The 18119-nt window shown below is 35.5% G+C and carries 18 protein-coding genes; 5 read left to right on the top strand and 13 right to left on the bottom strand.

Going from position 1 to position 18119, the window contains the following annotated elements; translation table 11 throughout:
• Positions 1-28 precede the first annotated feature (28 nt).
• From C7D53_RS07790 to C7D53_RS07765, 6 genes are all read right to left on the bottom strand, one after another.
• Entirely contained in the window at positions 29-2422 is a 2394-nt protein-coding gene (locus C7D53_RS07790; protein ID WP_106916702.1) for a 3-hydroxyacyl-CoA dehydrogenase/enoyl-CoA hydratase family protein, read from the bottom strand.
• A gap of 55 nt (positions 2423-2477) precedes the next feature.
• Positions 2478-2930 carry a MarR family winged helix-turn-helix transcriptional regulator gene (locus tag C7D53_RS07785; RefSeq protein WP_106916701.1) on the bottom strand — a complete coding sequence of 151 codons (453 nt, stop codon included), beginning with the start codon at positions 2928-2930 and terminating at the stop codon, positions 2478-2480.
• A gap of 165 nt (positions 2931-3095) precedes the next feature.
• Positions 3096-4019 carry an ABC transporter ATP-binding protein gene (locus C7D53_RS07780; RefSeq protein ID WP_106915830.1) on the bottom strand — a complete coding sequence of 308 codons (924 nt, stop codon included), beginning with the start codon at positions 4017-4019 and terminating at the stop codon, positions 3096-3098.
• 102 nt (positions 4020-4121) lie between these two features.
• Positions 4122-4499: a GxxExxY protein gene (locus C7D53_RS07775; protein WP_106915829.1), complete on the bottom strand. Its 378-nt coding sequence runs from the start codon at positions 4497-4499 to the stop codon at positions 4122-4124.
• 259 nt (positions 4500-4758) lie between these two features.
• Positions 4759-5730 (bottom strand): FecCD family ABC transporter permease, encoded by a 972-nt coding sequence (locus C7D53_RS07770; protein WP_185126686.1) that lies wholly within the window; start codon positions 5728-5730, stop codon positions 4759-4761.
• A gap of 25 nt (positions 5731-5755) precedes the next feature.
• Entirely contained in the window at positions 5756-6316 is a 561-nt protein-coding gene (locus tag C7D53_RS07765) for a TlpA family protein disulfide reductase (protein WP_106915827.1), read from the bottom strand.
• 33 nt (positions 6317-6349) lie between these two features.
• On the opposite strand from C7D53_RS07765, the gene C7D53_RS07760 reads away from it, so the two are divergent.
• On the top strand, positions 6350-7474 hold the full coding sequence (locus C7D53_RS07760; protein ID WP_106915826.1) for a ferredoxin--NADP reductase: 1125 nt from the start codon (positions 6350-6352) through the stop codon (positions 7472-7474).
• A 56-nt stretch (positions 7475-7530) separates the two neighbouring features.
• Positions 7531-8088 (top strand): SanA/YdcF family protein, encoded by a 558-nt coding sequence (locus C7D53_RS07755; protein WP_394337078.1) that lies wholly within the window; start codon positions 7531-7533, stop codon positions 8086-8088.
• Here the strand turns inward: C7D53_RS07755 and tamL are convergent.
• Positions 8085-10685 (bottom strand): translocation and assembly module lipoprotein TamL, encoded by a 2601-nt coding sequence (tamL, locus tag C7D53_RS07750; RefSeq protein WP_106915824.1) that lies wholly within the window; start codon positions 10683-10685, stop codon positions 8085-8087. The two genes, C7D53_RS07755 and tamL, sit on opposite strands and share 4 nt — an antisense overlap.
• Here tamL and C7D53_RS07745 point away from each other — a divergent pair.
• Entirely contained in the window at positions 10671-11405 is a 735-nt protein-coding gene (locus C7D53_RS07745) for a TrmH family RNA methyltransferase (protein ID WP_106915823.1), read from the top strand. The genes tamL and C7D53_RS07745 overlap by 15 nt on opposite strands.
• Before the next feature lie 72 nt (positions 11406-11477).
• On the opposite strand, the gene C7D53_RS07740 is transcribed toward C7D53_RS07745, so the two are convergent.
• From C7D53_RS07740 to porQ, 5 genes are all read right to left on the bottom strand, one after another.
• Complete coding sequence (locus C7D53_RS07740; RefSeq protein ID WP_106915822.1) at positions 11478-11975, bottom strand: phosphoribosyl-ATP pyrophosphatase; 498 nt, start codon at positions 11973-11975, stop codon at positions 11478-11480.
• A 3-nt stretch (positions 11976-11978) separates the two neighbouring features.
• Positions 11979-12287, bottom strand: a complete 309-nt coding sequence (locus tag C7D53_RS07735) for a phage holin family protein (RefSeq protein ID WP_076355480.1) — start codon at positions 12285-12287, stop codon at positions 11979-11981.
• 80 nt (positions 12288-12367) lie between these two features.
• Positions 12368-12718, bottom strand: coding sequence for a YtxH domain-containing protein (locus C7D53_RS07730; protein ID WP_106915821.1), 351 nt, complete (start codon positions 12716-12718; stop codon positions 12368-12370).
• 95 nt (positions 12719-12813) lie between these two features.
• Complete coding sequence (gene cmk, locus C7D53_RS07725) at positions 12814-13488, bottom strand: (d)CMP kinase (RefSeq protein WP_106915820.1); 675 nt, start codon at positions 13486-13488, stop codon at positions 12814-12816.
• Between the two features lie 73 nt (positions 13489-13561).
• The gene (porQ, locus tag C7D53_RS07720) at positions 13562-14554 is read right to left on the bottom strand and encodes a type IX secretion system protein PorQ (RefSeq protein ID WP_106915819.1); all 993 of its coding nucleotides are present in this window, start codon (positions 14552-14554) and stop codon (positions 13562-13564) included.
• A 167-nt stretch (positions 14555-14721) separates the two neighbouring features.
• Between porQ and pyrH the strand changes: the two genes are divergently transcribed.
• Positions 14722-15429: a UMP kinase gene (pyrH, locus tag C7D53_RS07715; protein WP_076355472.1), complete on the top strand. Its 708-nt coding sequence runs from the start codon at positions 14722-14724 to the stop codon at positions 15427-15429.
• A 99-nt stretch (positions 15430-15528) separates the two neighbouring features.
• On the opposite strand, the gene C7D53_RS07710 is transcribed toward pyrH, so the two are convergent.
• Positions 15529-16890, bottom strand: a complete 1362-nt coding sequence (locus tag C7D53_RS07710; RefSeq protein WP_106915818.1) for a lipase family protein — start codon at positions 16888-16890, stop codon at positions 15529-15531.
• A 538-nt stretch (positions 16891-17428) separates the two neighbouring features.
• Here C7D53_RS07710 and frr point away from each other — a divergent pair.
• Positions 17429-17983, top strand: a complete 555-nt coding sequence (gene frr, locus C7D53_RS07705) for a ribosome recycling factor (RefSeq protein WP_106915817.1) — start codon at positions 17429-17431, stop codon at positions 17981-17983.
• The last annotated feature ends 136 nt before the right edge of the window (positions 17984-18119 follow it).

Raw genomic sequence — 18119 nt, 5'->3', positions numbered from 1 at the left:
TAATACTTTTTACATTTTACAAAAAATTCTAGTTTCTTAACGGTTTTCCATTTTGCAACATGTACTGAATTCTTTCCAATGTTTTTCTTTCTCCACAAAGTTGTAAGAATGTTTCTCTTTCAAGATTCAATAGATATTGTTCGGTAACAACAGTTGGTTCAGATAAGTTTCCACCTACCATTACGTTGGCTAGCTTGTCTGCAATTTTCTTGTCGTGTGCGGAGATATAGTTTCCGGTAAGCATTTGATCTGTTCCTACGTAGAACATTCCTAAAGCGTCTTTACCAAGAACTTTTACTTTCTGCTCAATAGGTTGAGTATAGCCTTGTTCTGCTAATAGTTTTGCGACTTTTTTAGCTTCTGCAATCTGTCTGTTTTTGCTTACTGAAACAATGTCTTTACCTTTTTCAAGGATTCCCATGTCGTAGGCTTCATAGGCAGAAGTAGCTACTTTACCCATTGCGATATTCATGAATGCCTCACGAAGTCTGTTATTTTTAACATCATCACTGTGGAATTCTCTGGAAGTTCTTAAGGTAAGCTCTTTGGTACCACCACCACCAGGAATTACACCCACTCCGGTTTCTACCAGTCCGATGTAAGTTTCTGCTGCGGCAACCACTCTGTCTGCATGCATTGTCATTTCGCATCCTCCACCTAAAGTCATTCCGTGAGGAGCAACTACAACAGGAATGGAAGAGTAACGAACTCTCATCATTGATTTCTGGAAGTAAGCAATAGCCATATTTAAATCATCCCAATCCTGCTCAATAGCCATCATAAGAATCATTGCAAGGTTAGCTCCTACAGAGAAGTTAGAACCTTGGTTACCTACTACCAGTCCATCGTATTCTTTTTCAGCTAAATCAATTGCTCTGTTTAATCCATCAAGAACTTCGCCTCCAAGAGAGTTCATTTTTGAACGGATCTCGAAGTTGATGATACCATCACCTAAATCTTCAATAGCAGCTCCGGAATTGCTCCAAAGTGTTTTGTTTTTTCTGATATTATCAAGAATAATGAATGCATCCTGACCAGGGATTTTGTTGTACTCTCCAGAGTTTTTATCAACATAAATGCTTTGTCCCTCATCATTCACTTTATAGAAGGTTTCTACATTTTTTACCCAGTCTGAAACTTCATAACCTGCATCTTTAGCCAATTCAATACCTTTTTGAACCCCTACGGCATCCCAAATCTCAAATGGACCATTTTCCCATCCGAAACCGGCTCTCATGGCATCATCAATTTTATAAACCTCGTCAGAAATTTCAGGAACTTTATGAGAAACATAAGCGAATAATGCTCCTAATGATTTTCTGTATAATTCACCTGCTTTATCTTTTCCTCCGATTAATACCTTGAATCTGTCAATTGGTTTATCGATGGCTTTCGTTAATTCTAGAGTAGGGAATGATGATTTTCCCTGAAGTTCATATTCTAAAGTATCAAGATTCAATCCGTGAATTTCAGATTTTCCTTCTGCATTCTTCACTTTTTTATAGAAACCTTGCTCAGTTTTTGAACCCAGCCATTTGTTATCCATCATTTTCTGGATATATGGAGGAAGAGCAAATACATCATTAAAGTCATTGGCTTCTGCACCGCTCTGGCGAACTCCATTGGCTACCATTACTAAGGTATCAAGACCTACAACGTCAGCTGTTCTGAATGTTGCAGATTTTGGACGTCCTATTACAGGACCTGTTAATTTATCTACATCAGAAACGGTAAGTCCTAATTTTTGTACATTATGAAGAAGATCCATCATAGAGAATACCCCGATTCTATTAGCGATGAAAGCAGGAGTATCCTTTGCTAAAACGGTAGTTTTGCCTAAGAATTTAGCTCCATAATTCATGTAGAAATCAATGATTTCAGGATCTGTATCGTTTGTAGGGATAATTTCTAGAAGAGGAAGATATCTTACCGGATTGAAGAAGTGCGTACCCGCAAAGTATTTTTTGAAGTCATCGCTTCTTCCTTCCGTCAAAAATTGGATTGGAATTCCGGATGTATTTGAAGAAATTAATGTTCCCGGTTTTCTGAATTGCTCAATCTTTTCATATACTGACTTTTTAATATCAAGTCTTTCTACTACTACTTCAATGATCCAATCTGTATTTTTTATTTTTTGCAAATCATCATCGAAGTTTCCTACCTTGATTCTGTCTGCAAACTTTGGAGAATAAAGAAGTGCAGGGCTGGCTTTTTTAAGCTTTTCAAAGTTTTCGGTAGCAATTCTGTTTCTTACTACCTTATCATCTTTGGTCAAACCTTTTTTCTGTTCAGCTTCGGTCAATTCAAAAGGGACAATATCCAAAAGTGACACTTCCACACCGATGTTGGCGAAGTGAGCTGCGATACCGCTACCCATAATTCCTGAACCAAGAACCGTTACATGTTTGATTCTTCTTTTCATATGTAAATTTTTATTTTTTATAAGGTCGTATGTAACCATACGGTTTCATTATAATTTATTTTCTGTTATTTAAAAGTTCATTGGCTATTTTCATGATCTCCGTCATCACATCCTTAAATGTTTCCAATCTCTCGGGAGCAATCTTTTCCATCACCTTTTTGTTAAAGTTGACGACTACTTCCTTAGACATGTTTCTGGAGTTTAGGCCCTTATCTGTAAGTTTAATGATCACCTCTCTTTTATCAGTGGTGGTCTTCTCCTTATAAATATATCCGTTGTCTTCAAGAAGTTTGATAATTCTCGTTAAGGAAGTAGGCTCTATGGCCATCTTGGGTCCAAGATTGGTACTTCGTGTTCCTTCCTTGGGATCAATTTTAAGAAGGGTGAGGGCTTGTACAGCTGTGGAATCATGTTCCTGAGCCAGTTCTGTGTACATTTTTGAAACAGCCAACCAGGTCTGCTTCAAAATTAAATCTACGTTTTCTATTTTTTCCTTATTATTATCCATCATTTTTGCGCTAATGGTTTTACCCAAATTTAGTAAATATTATGCATGCATAGTATTTATTAACGTTAAATTTTGTTAATAAGCTGATAATAAATAGATTAAATTATATGACTAGCATAATACTATGCATGCATAGTATGTGAAATAATCAAAGAAAACTACAGATTAATAAATGTTTACAACGAAATTGATGATTTCTTCAAAAGATTCACATTGGTGTTTTGTAGAATCATTAGTAATTACCCAAAAGTTGTGCTGAAACTCAAAATTCAGGAAAGAAAGGTCCTTTTTAAAGTTTTTTTGAAGCAAAGAATAGAGCATTTCTTTCTGAACCTGGGGTGCGGAGATGTGTGGCGGTATAAAATTCTCGTGTATTTGAAATAATGAAGCGTTAGTAAGTTCATCATGTTGTAGTAAAATATCCTCAACAATCCCTGTATGCAACTCTGTATTTTTTACATACCAGATTTTGTCTGCAAATTCCTTGGCCAGTCGCCAGTCATGGGAAGAAAATAGAATCAGCTTATTTTGTTCCTTTGCTAATCTTCTCAACGTTTTAAGGATGATGATTTTATTTTTTTCATCAAGATGGGTTGTTGGCTCGTCCAGAATAATAATGGAAGAGTTCTGGGTAATGGCCCGTCCTATAAAGGCCTTTTGAAGATTTCCATCCGAAAGGTTTTTAAGCAATGTATATCTGTATTGATTCAAATCCAGTTCCTCAATAATATGCGCCACTTCATCACGATCTCCTTTTTTCAGTTCGAAATAAAAAGGGTAGTAGATATATTTTCCCAATGAGATAAGGTCTTCAACCGTATAATGCTGGGGAATGACTGATTTTGAAAAGACAATGGCAATATTTTCTGCAATTTCTTTTACAGAAAGTTTTTTTACATTTTTACCATTAATCAAAATTTCACCATCCAATAGAGGAATCTGATGAAGAATCGATTTAATTAAAGTTGTTTTTCCGACACCGTTATTTCCAATCAATAGGCATACATCTCCAAGTTTCAGACCTGCATTAGCATTTGAAATTAAAGTTTTATTGTAACCGATATTTGCTTGTTTGATTTGTAAGTGCATATTGAGAGTTTGTTAGACACAATAGGTGCAAAATGTTTTACAAAAATACTGTTTTTAGTACTCACAGAATTTGAGTTTATCAAATTTTTATGTGTTTTGAATTTATAGGCCATTTACCACCCTTGTAACTCCATTTTTGAAGACATCAGCTTGAAAGTTAAGTAGCAGCCCTAGCTTACAGCCGGTCATTTTTAAATAAGTTAAAAGTTGTGCCTTGTGGGTTGGAGCTATATAATCAACGGTTTTTATTTCTAAAATCAATTTATTTTCTAAAATCATATCAAGTCTGAAAGCGTTTTCAATCCTTAATTCTTCGTAAATGATAGGAAGTAGTTTTTGCTTTTCTACTGAAAGTCCTGATTTTGTTAGTTCATAAAAAAGACATTCTTCATAAACATACTCAAATAAACCTGCTCTAAGTTTTTTATGAATTTTTAGTCCTGTTTCAAAAACGATTTTTGATAATTCATTTTCTGTCATTTGTGTGTTTTTTATAAATATATGATTTTTGGGTAAACGCAAGGGCGCAAAGGTTTCTATATGTTGTGTATATATTTAAGGCGCAAGAAAATCGAAGATTTTCAGCAAGGGGGAAATCTGTCTTGGGGTGTAATATTTAATTGGGGGATACGTTATTTACACTATACATTCTTAAATTTTATCGAAGATAAAATTCTTGCGTCTTAAAAAGTTAGAATTCAAAAAATGACCTTGTGTCATTGCATTTTCCAACAAAAGATTACACTTTATTCTGTCTCAAAAGCATCACAAGAATCACAGGGATTCCAAATACAGAGCTTATTACATTCAATGGGATCTGTGTTTTTTCAGCAATTACTGAGAAAAACAGCATGATTAACATTCCCAGAAACATATTAAGGATCCACTGTTGCCACAACTTTGAGGGATTGTAGATCAATCGGCAGAAATGAGGGACAATAATCCCGATAAATAGGATAGGTCCTAAAAATGCTGTAATAGAGGCTGAAAGTAGGGAAGAAGCTACTATGATCAGTAGTTTTAATTGTTTTAAGTTAACTCCTAAACTCTGTGCATAAGAGGTTCCCAGAGAGTTTCCAATTAGAGGTTTTATAGATTTAAAGCAGAAAAATAATCCTATCAATAACAAGGCGGATAAAACATAGATCTGATTTCTGGTGACCATATTGTTAGCACCAAATGACCATAAAATATAATTTTTAAGACTTTGATTTTCAGCGTAAAATTGTAATAGAGAAACTATTGCCCCCGCAAAGGCAGATACCAAAAATCCAAAAATAATAAGGTAGGACTTATCCTGAAATTTGTTGGATATTGATAAGAGAATCAACATCAGACCTAAGCCTCCTCCAACAGCGGATAAGCTAAGGAAGCTATTCTGTAGAAATTCAGGAAGAAGAATATTATGCGAGAAAAAGATGTAGAATGCTACCGATAAACTAGCTACAGATGTAATCCCCAAAATATCTGGTCCTGCCAATGGATTTTGGAAATATTCCTGCATCAGAAACCCCGAAGTAGGAATTGAAATTCCAGCCAGCAGCATTACTAAAACACGATTAATGCGGATTTCAGCAATCTGACTTTGTGCGGAATCCTGAAAGAAATCTTGTAAGCTTAAACTCAAAAATCCTGTGTTCAGATTAATGACTGCACTTCCAATAATTGCAATTATTAATAATAAACACAGGATTTTAAATCTTTTTGACATTATTCAGAAAGAGTTCTGTATGTTTTTACTTTAAAAAAGCATCAATTTTAGAATTCAATACTTCTTCCGTCATCATTCCCAGATATTCATCTGTCTGATTTCCTTTTCTCATAAAGGTAAACGGAATTGAGCCACCATCCCATTGTTTGAAGTTCTTGGAGAAGAAGTCCTGATCCAGTTTTTGACCATCCAACAAAATAACATTCGCGCCAAGATTATTTTCTACAACGAAGTTTTTAACCGCAGTATCCCAGTCGTTTTTATCATCTAGGTTTACAAAGGTGAACTTTACAGGTTTATCTTTTAATTCCTGCATTTTATTTTTGAAACTTGGGATTTCTTTCATACATGGGCCACACCATGTTGCAAAAAAGTTGGTTACATATAAGGTATCGTTACTTTTAGCTAAGTGCTGACCTACATTTTCAGGAGAAAGTTCTTTGGGAATATATGTACTTCCTTGTGCTGTTGTATTTTGAGTTACAGAAAGAGAGTCTGTAGTGGCAGTGCCATCAGTATTTGGGCTTTCTTTTTTGCAACTGTAAACTGCAGTCAGGATTAACATGGATAAAATTATCTTCTTCATAAATTATTTTTTATCTATTTTTGAATTGAAGTTATGGAACAACAAATCTATAAAGGGAAACTTATACAGTTTCATCCGTTAAAAATAGCGAAAAAGGTAGAGCTGACCAAAAATACTTTTTCTCTGGAGTTTGATATTCCGGAGAATTTGAAAGAAAACTTTAAGTTTGAAGCAGGGCAGTTTGTAAGTGTTAAATTTCAATCCAATGGTAAAGAGGTTATTAATGATTATTCAATGACTTCAGCTCCCAATGAGGGAAAGATAAGTCTGGGAATAAAGGTGAACTCTACCAAAGGAGACACTTTTCAGCTGTTTCAGAATTATAATGTAGGGGATGAACTTCAGATAAGTGAACCATCCGGAAGATTTACCCTGGTATCTAAACCCAGTGAATTCCGAACAATTGTAGCCTTTGCTGCGGGAATTGGAATAACTCCTATTTTAAGCCATTTTAAAAATATTCTTCATAACGAACAGAGAACAAGGTTGTTTTTATTTTTTGGGAATAAAAGCTCAGATGACCTGATCTATCGGGATCAATTGGATAATCTTGCGAGAACTTGTGGGGACCGGCTACAGATTTTTTACTTTTTTTCACAGGAAAAAACAGCTGATCAGTTTTTCTATGGCAGATTGGATGAAAAGAAATTAAATCTAATTATCAATCAAATTCTCCATTTGGATGATACGGATGAGGAATCTACGATATGGGATGCTGTGGATGAAGTGCTTATCTGTGGAAAGGGAGAGATGATTAAGACGCTGGCAAATGCCTGTTACCATCATGGTATTCCGAAAAGGAACATTCATTTTGAACTTTTTGAAGAATATAATGATGATATTTATCCTGTAGAAAAAGAATTTCCACTTATTGAAAATATAGAGGTGGAATTTACTATGCTTGGAAAAAAATATACAGCTCAACTTCCTGATAATAAGGATAGAATTCTGCAACAGCTGTTGCTTCAAAAGTTTCCTGTTCCTTATTCATGCAAGTCCGGAATCTGTGGAAGTTGTGAATGCTCTTTAGAAGAGGGAGAAGTGGAACTGTTGGAAAATGAGTATCTTACAGAAAAGGAGGAAAATCAGGGGCATATACTGGCTTGTATGTCAATTGTGAAAAGTAAAAAAATAAAGCTTAACTTTGATCTTAGTTGAGAATTATTAGGAACATATTTAATCTAGGTTTTATATCATTAGAAATGGGAATTTTAATGATATGTTTCTGTAATGTGTGGGTTTTTGGACTTACCAATGGACGTACCTATACTAAGATTTCCAAAATTCCTCCCAGAGAAATCGCTTTGGTATTGGGAACTTCCCCAAAGATGAGATCCGGAGTTTCCAATCCTTATTTTACGAAAAGAATGGATGCCGCATCTCTTCTCTATCATCACGGGAAAATAAAAAAAATCATTGTAAGTGGCGAGAAAAGCAAAGGGTATAATGAACCTGCTGCCATGAAAAATTATCTGATCTATCAGGAAGGAGTTCCTGAAGATATTATCATTGAAGATCCCAAAGGTTTCAATACCTATAAAAGTATTCTTCGTTGCAAGGATGTGTATAAAAAGAAAAATGTGATTATCGTTTCGCAGGGATATCATAATCTTCGTGCCTTATTTTTTGCAAGAAATAATGATATGAATGCACTAGGATTTGATGCGCAGGATGTCACAAAACCGGAAAGTTTCTACAGAAATCAGGCGAGAGAAATTCTCGCCCGTGTCATTGCTGTAGTTTATTTTATTCTTGGAGTTTCTCCAGATTAGAAAGGATACCCGAATGCAAAGTTAACTGTAGGCTTGAAAGGCTGGAAAGTCTTAAATCTCCATCTGTCACCTTCAGGTTTATTCGGGTCATATATTTTATAGGCAAAGTCTAATCTGAAAGTAATATAGGCCACGTTTATTCTTAATCCGAATCCACTACCAACCCCCATTTGTCCTAAGAATTTATTGAACTTGAATTCATCATTGTAACCATCATTGTAGTTACGAAGACTCCATGTGTTACCAATATCTGTAAATAATGCTCCCTCGTACATTTTGTTGAATGGAATCCTGTATTCAATATTGGTTGTAAGTTTTACGTTGTCTGTCATGTAGGTACGTACTCTTTCATCTACCTGAGAATCTGCAGGACCTAGCCCCCCAAATGCTACCCAAGCTCTGATATCATTGGATCCCCCGTTGAAATAAGACTTGATGATAGGCATATCTTCAGAATTTCCATAAGGAATACCTACTCCCACAAACTGACGAAGAACCAAGGTCTGATTGCCATTGAATTTAAAGTATTTTCGGGTATCAATATCAAACTTCACAAATTGTGCATAGGGAATTCCAAAAATAGTTCTCTGAGGAGAGGTAACAAGTCCTCCGCCGTCATCTTTTTTATTGAATAAACTTAAGATATTACCTGCAAGTTCAACCTTTCCGTTAAAGTAAAAAGCATTAGGATATTCTTTTTTTCCAATTTCATTATAAACGAAATTATAAATCATGGAAGAGATTAAAACATCTTGTGTTTGCCTGTCCTTATTGACAAGAGTTCCCCTGAACGCAGTTAAAAGATCAGTCCCTTGTTGATTAAGTGAATTACGGTAGGTTTCATTCCCAACAATTTCCTTAGAAACTTCATCAATACTTAATAATCCGGCTTTGTATTTGTTGTAGGTATCAGTATTAGAAATAAAGTAATTATCAAAAATATCAGCCCTTATTTTTTCATCATTAGGGAAATAATCATAATAAGCATCCTTATTCTTTGTTAAGCTGACCTGTGTATTAAATAAAGTAAGTTTATGATAAACCTGTTCATTAACGTTCGCCTGATAATTTAATCCGGTATTAAAGTTAACTCTCCCCAAGCCTATATTATTTTGAATGGAAGCTCCCAGCAAAATGGAGGATGTAGGGGTATACCTTTTAGGCATAAACTTATAATAATTAAAAGGTAGCAGCAGTCTTGGGAAATTAAGGGATGCCTGAGCAGATATTTCGTAGGCTGTCGTTCTTTTATCAATGTCTTTTGTACTTCTGATAGATCCAAATGTACCCGAGATACTGGTGAAAAGGTTTTCTGCTCCCCTGAATACGTTTCTGGTGGTGAGATCCACAGATGGTGACACCCCAAGATTCAATATCTGAGAATAATTAACATCTGTACCCACTTTAAGCTCATACTTTGGAAGTGGTTTTAAAACATATAAAACGTCCACAATACTGTCATTAGGAGAAGACATTCCTCCTTGTCTTAGAGAGTCTCTTGCCTTTACAATACTAAAATTGTTCATAGACATAAGATTCCTTTTGGTAACATCCAGTTTCTTTTGGTCAAAAACCTGTTTACTGTCAGCAATAATTGCCCTCCATAAAGATGATGTTTTGTATTTATTGTTCATCTTATGGAATCTAATTCTTCTTAAGCTGTCTTTAACCGTATTTTTAGGATAATCACCAGGCTCATCTACAATGGCAACATCTATGTTTCCAAAAGTAGCAACCTTATATGGCGTGTCCAAAGAATCTTTATGGATTTCCAGAGTAAGAGGAACCTGCTTTTTGCTTTTCAAAGAGTCGGCCACAAAATAGACCTCATCATTGGATGCATTAAATTTATAATATCCAAATTCCCTCATCAGGTCGGTAATTCTCGTTACCTCTCTTTCAAGGGTAGTCTGATCGAGAATCTGGCCAGACCTTATAAAACTTCTATTGAGGTTGTGGGTATAATATCCTTTAATTCCCAGATCCGGAATATTGTAATAATAATCCTTAATGCGGGTAGGTTCATTATGCTTTACAAAATAGTTTACTGTCGCCTTTTTAGAAGCAGAATCCAGATCATGTCTGTATTTTACCTCAGCATCCCAAAAACCCCTGTAGGTTAATCTTTTTTTGATGGACTCTGCGCTTTTTTCACTTCTGGTTTGATCCAGTATGGATGGGGGAGATCCCCAACTATGCAACAGACGGTCAAAGAAAAGATTTTTACCTACACTATTTTTCATGTTATATTTGATGAATAGTGAATCCCTTAGTTTCTGATTTCTCATTTCACCAGGGTAGGTCATATATTCATTAAGGATAGTGTCGTATTTAGGATTGGCCATATTGTAAAACATTAGGCCTAATGGCATAAAAAGAACTTGCTTTTTATTGGGCTTTTGCTGAACGTAATCTTTCAGTTCCTCATCGAAGAATTCTTTCTTATCTTCGAACTCAAACTTGTTCTGAGTAAGGAGATATTCACCGTCCGGAACTTTTTTTGTCGTACTACAAGCATAAAGGAGACCAACAAATGTTGCAAATGAGATAATTTTATAATATTTTTGAGGAGAATTCTTATAATGCTTACAGCTCATACAATAAAAGTTTTACAATCTTTAGATAAAAAGAAGTTCAGACAAAAATACAATTTGTTTTTGGTTGAAGGTAATAAAATCATTTGTGAACTTTTTAATTCTAACTTTAAAGTTAAAGAAATATTATCAACCGATCCACAAAAATTGGACCGTACCGATATCCCTGTGACTCATATCTCTGAAAATGAGTTAAAAAAAATCAGTTTTCTTAAAACCCCAAAAGATTCTGTTGCCGTGTGTTATTTGGCAGAAGAAGAAGAAGAAGAAACATGGGAGGATAAGAACGTACAACTTGTTTTGGATGGTATTCAGGATCCGGGAAATTTAGGAACCATCATCCGATTGGCTGACTGGTTCGGAATAGAACAGATCATTTGCAGTGAAGATACTGTGGATTTTTATAATCCAAAGGTTATTCAGGCTACCATGGGATCATTCACAAGGGTAAATATGGTGTATACAGACCTTGTTGAGTATCTTTCTAAAACGGAAAATGTGAATATCGGAACGGATATGGATGGAGAAAACCTCTATACCTTTGATAAACCTGAAAAGATCAACCTGATTTTAGGAAATGAAGGAAACGGAATGAGACCCGAAACGGAAAAACTTCTGCAAAAATGCATCACCATTCCGAGGTTTGGAAAAGCCCAGTCTACAGAAAGCCTGAACGTATCAATGGCGGCCGGGATTATTCTAGGACAGTTATTTTCAAAATAGAAATCAGAAAAATTAGAAGCTAGAAGTCAGATGGCATCAATAGATTCTCCCTAACCTCTAGCTTCTAAATTTCTATATAAGCTGTTCCATACTGGAAACACTTTTGTTTTTCTGGTATTCTTCCAGTTTTTTTCTCACGAATTTCAGGGCAATGGGAGCAAGATATATCAAAGCTGCACCTACCAGTTTATTTTTCCAGTTTGAGCTTTTCATATTCTTTTTGGCATAGTTACCCACAATGGCTGTAACACCCAGTTTAACGATGCTGTCCGCTATATTTCCCTTGAATGCAGAATTTGCAAGTCCTACAGCAGTATTCTTACTAATCAACAGATCTTTTACTTCTGAGGTAAGCTGTTTAGCAATGACGTCCTTTCTTAAAACTACCTTTTCATCACCATCTTCATCTACTTTTTCCTGAAGATACTGATCACTCAGCCCATTGGTAAATGCACTGAGACTTTCTTTGGTATTCTTAAAGGTAAGAAGGTTCTCCAAATCATTGATCTCTCCCTGAAGCAGCTTTTTCTTTCTTCTTAGTTCTTCTATGCTTTCGTATTTTCTGCTCATGGTTTAATGATTTAAAAATTTAATAACCTGGTCTGCAACAGTATTGACAATCTTATTTTTGAATGAAATAACAAAGGCCATTACAACAGCATAGAATGCTGCAACAATTAAGAACCCGTAAGAATAATTATCCAGTGCTTTTCCGATAAGGAATGCAATTCCAAAGTTGAAAAGGATAATAAAAAAAGCAAAAGCAACAAGCAGTACTACAAAGTAGGTAATGAGCCCGGCAGAAAGAGAAGACTTTTCAGTAGCTTCAATTTTCAGAAGATCTATTCTCTTCGAGGCGTATTCTTTAATAGTTTCTATCATTGTTTTTTTTTAAAGTTACAAAAAAAGGAACTTTCGCACAAAAGTTCCTTTCTGTAATTTACTTAAAAAAGATAAATTACTTATTTTTTAAGATCGTTTAATTCTGCCTCTACATCTTTTACTACATCTGCAGTTTTAGAAACAATCTGATCTTTGTATTTGTCATACCCGTCTTTCATAGTATGTGCTACGTTATTTGCTGTTTCCTTGAAAGTAGAAGAGATATTACCATATTGGTCTTTCACTTTTTCAGAAACTTCTCCGTATTTATCTTTAGCCTGATCTTTTAAATCATTAGCTTTATTTTTGATTTTTTTTCTAGTTTCTTTTCCTTCTTCAGGAGCATATAGCATTCCTAAGATTACACCTGCTGCAGCACCTGCAAGAAGTCCCGCTAATATACCTGCTGTATTTTTTCCGTTTTTAGACATTATAAGTTTTTTAATAGTTAATAATAGATTAGTTTTTACACTGATAAAACTTGCAATTTGTATACCAAAGGAGGTTTTATTCCTATTAAAAATTGTTAAATCTTTTCAATGTAAGAAAGGATTAGTTCAATGGTTTCTTCTTTAGTCAACTCAGAATTGTCAATAATAATAGCGTCGTCAGCCTGCTTCAATGGGGCTATTTCACGCTCACTATCTATTTTATCCCTTTCGATAAGATTTTGTTTTACCTGCTCTTTATCAGCTTCAATTCCAAGTCCTTTTAACTCTAGAAATCTTCTGTTGGTTCTTTCATCAATACTGGCAGTAAGGAAGAACTTATAGTCCGCATTTGGCAGAACTACTGTCCCTATGTCACGTCCATCCATAATTACTCCGCCTTTTTCTGCCAACGAACGCTGGGATTGCAGCAGAAAGTCTCTTACTTCTTTTTGTTTGGCTACAAGACTTACGTTATCAGAAACTTCATTGGAGCGAATTTCCTTGGAGATGTCGGTATTATTAAGATAAAGGATTAATGTTCCGTCGTTATTCTTAAATTCAAGTTGAATCTGGTCTAAAGAAGAGAATAGGATATTGAGATCAATTTGGCCATCATCATTCAAACAGTGCTGTAGAGCAAACCAGGTAACCCCTCTGTAAAGCGCTCCTGTATCCATATGAATAAGTCCCAGCTTATCAGCAATGATCTTCGAGATAGAACTTTTTCCGGTAGACGAGTACCCATCGATAGCTATTACAGGTTTTTTCATACTGCAAATTTCAAGATTTTTTTTAGAAAATCAAGAAATAATAAGAAATTTTAAGATGGATTTAAGATTTCCCTTATTCACCCCTGTGGCTGGAAAGATCCATGGAGACTCCTATCTGGTTGACATTCGAAGAGTTGTGGTATCTTACGTGTGCATAATCTATGCGGAATCTTGAAACTTTAATTCCAAATCCTGCAGAAAGTCCTGAAAAGTTTCTTTGATCTGCTACAGCAAGTTCATTACCTCTTTTTACATTATACCCCAGTCTGATATTGAAGTTTTTTTCCGGGAATAGCTCAGCTCCTAAAGAGAAGTGATCGGCAATTTTTCTACCGGAATTAACCTTTTGACCTTCTACATTATATTCTGATGAAATATCAAACTTCTGAAGATCGTGTGCGGTAATGGTGATAGCAAGAGGGAAATTTTTGAGGATCTTGGTATATCCCAGATCAATCCTGAATGGAAGATTCTCACGTACTCCGTTGAATGATTTCAATTGGAAACCAAAATTCCTCAGTACAAGAGAAAGAACCTCCTTGTTTTTTTTGTTATGATAGGTAACTCCCGCAGTTCCTGAAATGGCGGAAGAGGTGTAATTATCAATCTTTGAAGTCACGAAGTTTAATCCTCCACCAATGGTCCAGTCTTCTTCAAACTGATAGGCATAGCCCGCTCCAATGGCAACATCCGAAGCTTTGTATTCTCCATCCTGAAAACCACTTTCATCTGTCCTCGGAATACTTCCGTAGCTCATGTAACGAGCATTGATGGTGGCCATGTGACCATTCTCAAAGTCTTTGGCATAAGCAATTGTTCCGTATTTTGAATCGGCCAGATAGGCTGTAGCATTTACAGAAAGCTGCTTATCAGAATCTTTATTTAACAGGGCTGGGTTTGCAATAGCAAAGGAAACATCATAATCTCTTATCGAAATTGCATCTCCACCCAGAGCAGCCTGTCTTGCAGATACAGGCACATTTAAGAACGGATAAACATTTGTTCCTGTTTGTGCATAAGAAACAATTCCTGATAGAAATAATGAAAAAATGATAATTTTCTTCAACTCAATTTATAATTAATGCAAAAATAATCCTTTTTCGTACTTTTCAAAATATTTCTGACATTATTTCTAATTAAATATTTTTCTTTTATCAATATCTTTAATGATTATATTTGCAAAATCAAATTTTTGGGAAACCAAGCCTAATAAAAGCTTATTAAAAATAAAAGATGAAATATAAAAGAATCCTTCTAAAACTGAGTGGTGAGGCCTTAATGGGGAACAGACAATACGGTATCGATAACGAAAGACTGCAGGAATATGCTGCTGAGATCAAAAAAGTTGTTGAAAAAGGCTGTGAAGTAGCGATCGTCATTGGAGGAGGAAATATTTTCCGTGGTGTTGCAGGAGCAGCAAAAGGGATGGATAGAGTACAGGGTGACTACATGGGAATGTTAGCTACTGTAATTAATGGTATGGCACTTCAGGGTGCTTTGGAGGATGCAGGAATCAAAACAAGACTTCAGTCTGCTATTGAAATGGATAAGGTAGCTGAACCTTTCATCAAAAGAAGAGCAGTAAGACACCTTGAAAAAGGAAGAGTAGTAATCTTCGGTGCAGGAACAGGAAATCCTTATTTTACAACTGATACAGCTGCAACGTTAAGAGCTATCGAAATTGGAGCAGATGTAATCCTTAAAGGAACAAGAGTAGACGGAATCTACGACAGTGATCCTGAAAAGAATGCTGATGCAGTAAAATACAATTCATTATCATTTGATGAAGTATTTGAGAAAAACCTTAAAGTAATGGATATGACCGCATTTACTTTAAGTCATGAAAATAAATTGCCGATCATCGTATTTGATATGAACAAGGATGGGAATTTAGAAAAAATTGTAGATGGAGAAAATGTTGGTACTTTAGTTGACTTATAGTCGATTTTATCCCAATAGACTATCATCATATTAAAAATAAACACCTGTCACTGCAATTTAGCGGTGACAGGTGTTTTTACTTTGGATAATAACCTTTAGTTATTCATTCACTTCGGCATTTTGTTGGATGCTTTCCTGCTGAGCCTGTATAAAACGAGCAGAAATCCATCCAATAATTTGATTTATTATTTTCATAATCATTTCGTTTTTTGTAACAGCAGTAACTCCCGGTACCAAATTAACTGGGCTTTGCTTTGGTAATGGCTGTGGTAAAATAAGACCATTTATCTGAGGGTTGTTCGGTCCGGAGGAAGGAATTCCGGAATACAGATCTACATGCTGTAAGGATAATTGAAACAGATAATCATACAAAGTCTGAGGAGGGGTATTGATGGTAACCAAAGGCCCATCCGAATTCTGAAGCTTACCCGGTAAGGATTGGTTTTGTATCCTTGTATAAGTAACCCCTGATTTTGAAGCATCATCAAGAGCAATACTTTGTAAAGTTTCTAGTGTAAAGGCAGTGAGTTTTTTAGGTGACTCGCCATATATATTGGCAATTTGTTCAAGACCAGATTCCAGCCAGGCATGAGGAACTACATCCAGATCATTCCAGTGCATGGTATTCCAACTTTGGTAATTTTCTGTTTGCGGCTTCCATCCCGCAGGCAATGGAGGAAAGGCATTGTTAAAAAGGCTGGCAAATGCTGTTTCACCAGGAGTAGGTCCTGCAGTAGGATATACAAGGGTAATACCGAAAGCATCCAGATCTTTATTTTCTTTCAGATACAGGGCAAGAGTAGGAGACAATGCCCCTGCAAGGCTGTGTCCGCAAAATATAATGGCTGTATCGGGTGTCGGGTTTAAACTGGTAAGAAACTGTTGTAATGTAGTATTGGGGGCTGCCGCTGTAGCGGGGCTTATAAGTCCCAGAAGTATACCTATACCTGTGGCAGTTCCTTTTGAAATATAAGGATCGGTCCCATTGTAACCTGATGTTGTGAAATTGGAAGGATCATAAGTTGTCCAGTTAACGACTTCTGATACAGAGAAATCTTCCGTTTCCCAGTCATAAAGTGATGCCGGATTGGTAGCAGCAATAGCTACAACATAGGTAGGCAATGTTGGTCCTCCGGGAAATGCTACGGTATCACATTGTGCTACATACAATGCATTGTCGGCCACTCCCGTAAGTTTGCCTTTTTCGTCAGTTTCTTCAATCAAAGCGGGTCCCCAGACAAGATTCCAGTCACCTAGCAATGGTGGAATTGACTGATCAGCTGTTGACGGGCCTTTTTGTCCCATAATTTCCACCGGGGGAACATTATTGAAATAAAAAGATAAGTCATACTGAAGTTGTTGCTGTAATTCAGTACCGGTACCGTTGTAATTTCCGGCGCGGTTTGCAAGATTGGCCATACCAAAAACCTGTTGATAGGCATCTAAAGATGGATTTGTCATAATGTGAATGGTTTAAAATTAGTTTTAAAATGAATGTGTGTTACTTTAATGGTCTTTTACAAGATTTTCCGTTTTCATCATGACAAGTCATTTTATTGTAATAATACGAAGGTGGGTCAATTGTCTTTTTATAATCTTAGTTTCCCTATTATTTATTATACAATTTCAGAATCTGCCATGTTGTAAGTGAAGAGCTTCGTTCAATAGAACATGGTAAAATAAGTTATTAAAAATGATATGAGAGTAAGTAGAAATAACCAAAATATTGTATAGGTGTTTGTACCTGAATCTCTTCACTTTAAGATAAATAGGAGCGCTAAAGATGGCTTCCTTTTTCCCAAAGCAAAGACAAGTGCATAAAATCCATCTGTGGAAATACCTATTATTCGAAAACAATCATTATTTTTGCAGCACTGAATAGCAAAAAATAGTTTAAAAACGGTAAATAAACATTGATATTTATAAGGTTTTTGAATTTTAAATGATTGATATTCAGTATTATTAATAGATGTGTAATTTATCAAACTTTAATATAATAATGGAAGAATTAGATCTTATATTAGAATCTGTAAAACATGACATGGACGCAGCTGTAAAGCACTTGGACCACGCATTTCAAAGAATTAGAGCAGGACGTGCTTCTACATCAATGGTTCAGGACGTAATGGTGGAATATTATGGAGCACCAACTCCTATCAACCAGGTTGCCAATGTTTCTGTTCCGGATGCAATGACCATTTCTATTCAACCTTGGGACAGAACAGCTATCAATGCTATTGAAAAAGCTATTATCAATTCAAACTTAGGTTTTGCACCTTCTAATAATGGAGAGAATATTATTCTTAATGTTCCGCCTTTAACGGAGGAAAGAAGACGAGAACTTGCAAAACAGGCTAAAGTAGAAGCTGAAAATACTAAAGTTACAGTAAGAAACGCAAGACAGGATGGTTTGAAAGAACTTAAAAAACTAGAAGGAGTTTCTGAAGATGTTGTCAAAGGAGTGGAAGAAGAAATCCAAAATTATACAGACAAATACGTAAAACTTTGCGACGAGCATCTTAAAACAAAAGAGGCTGAAATTATGAAAGTATAATTTTCAGTTTTTTTTAAAATATAAAGCAGGCTTCCAATTTGGAGGCCTATTTTTTTGTGTTTGATAGGTTTAGACATTTTTTTTGAGGTTTTTTTTGTTGAGTTATTTTAGATTTTTATCGAAATAAGGGCCTTGC

Origin of the sequence: Chryseobacterium aurantiacum (assembly GCF_003020585.1) — a bacterium.
GTDB lineage: Bacteria > Bacteroidota > Bacteroidia > Flavobacteriales > Weeksellaceae > Chryseobacterium > Chryseobacterium aurantiacum.
Note: the sequence above shows the minus strand (reverse complement) of the source record. Positions and strands in the feature narration are given on the sequence as shown.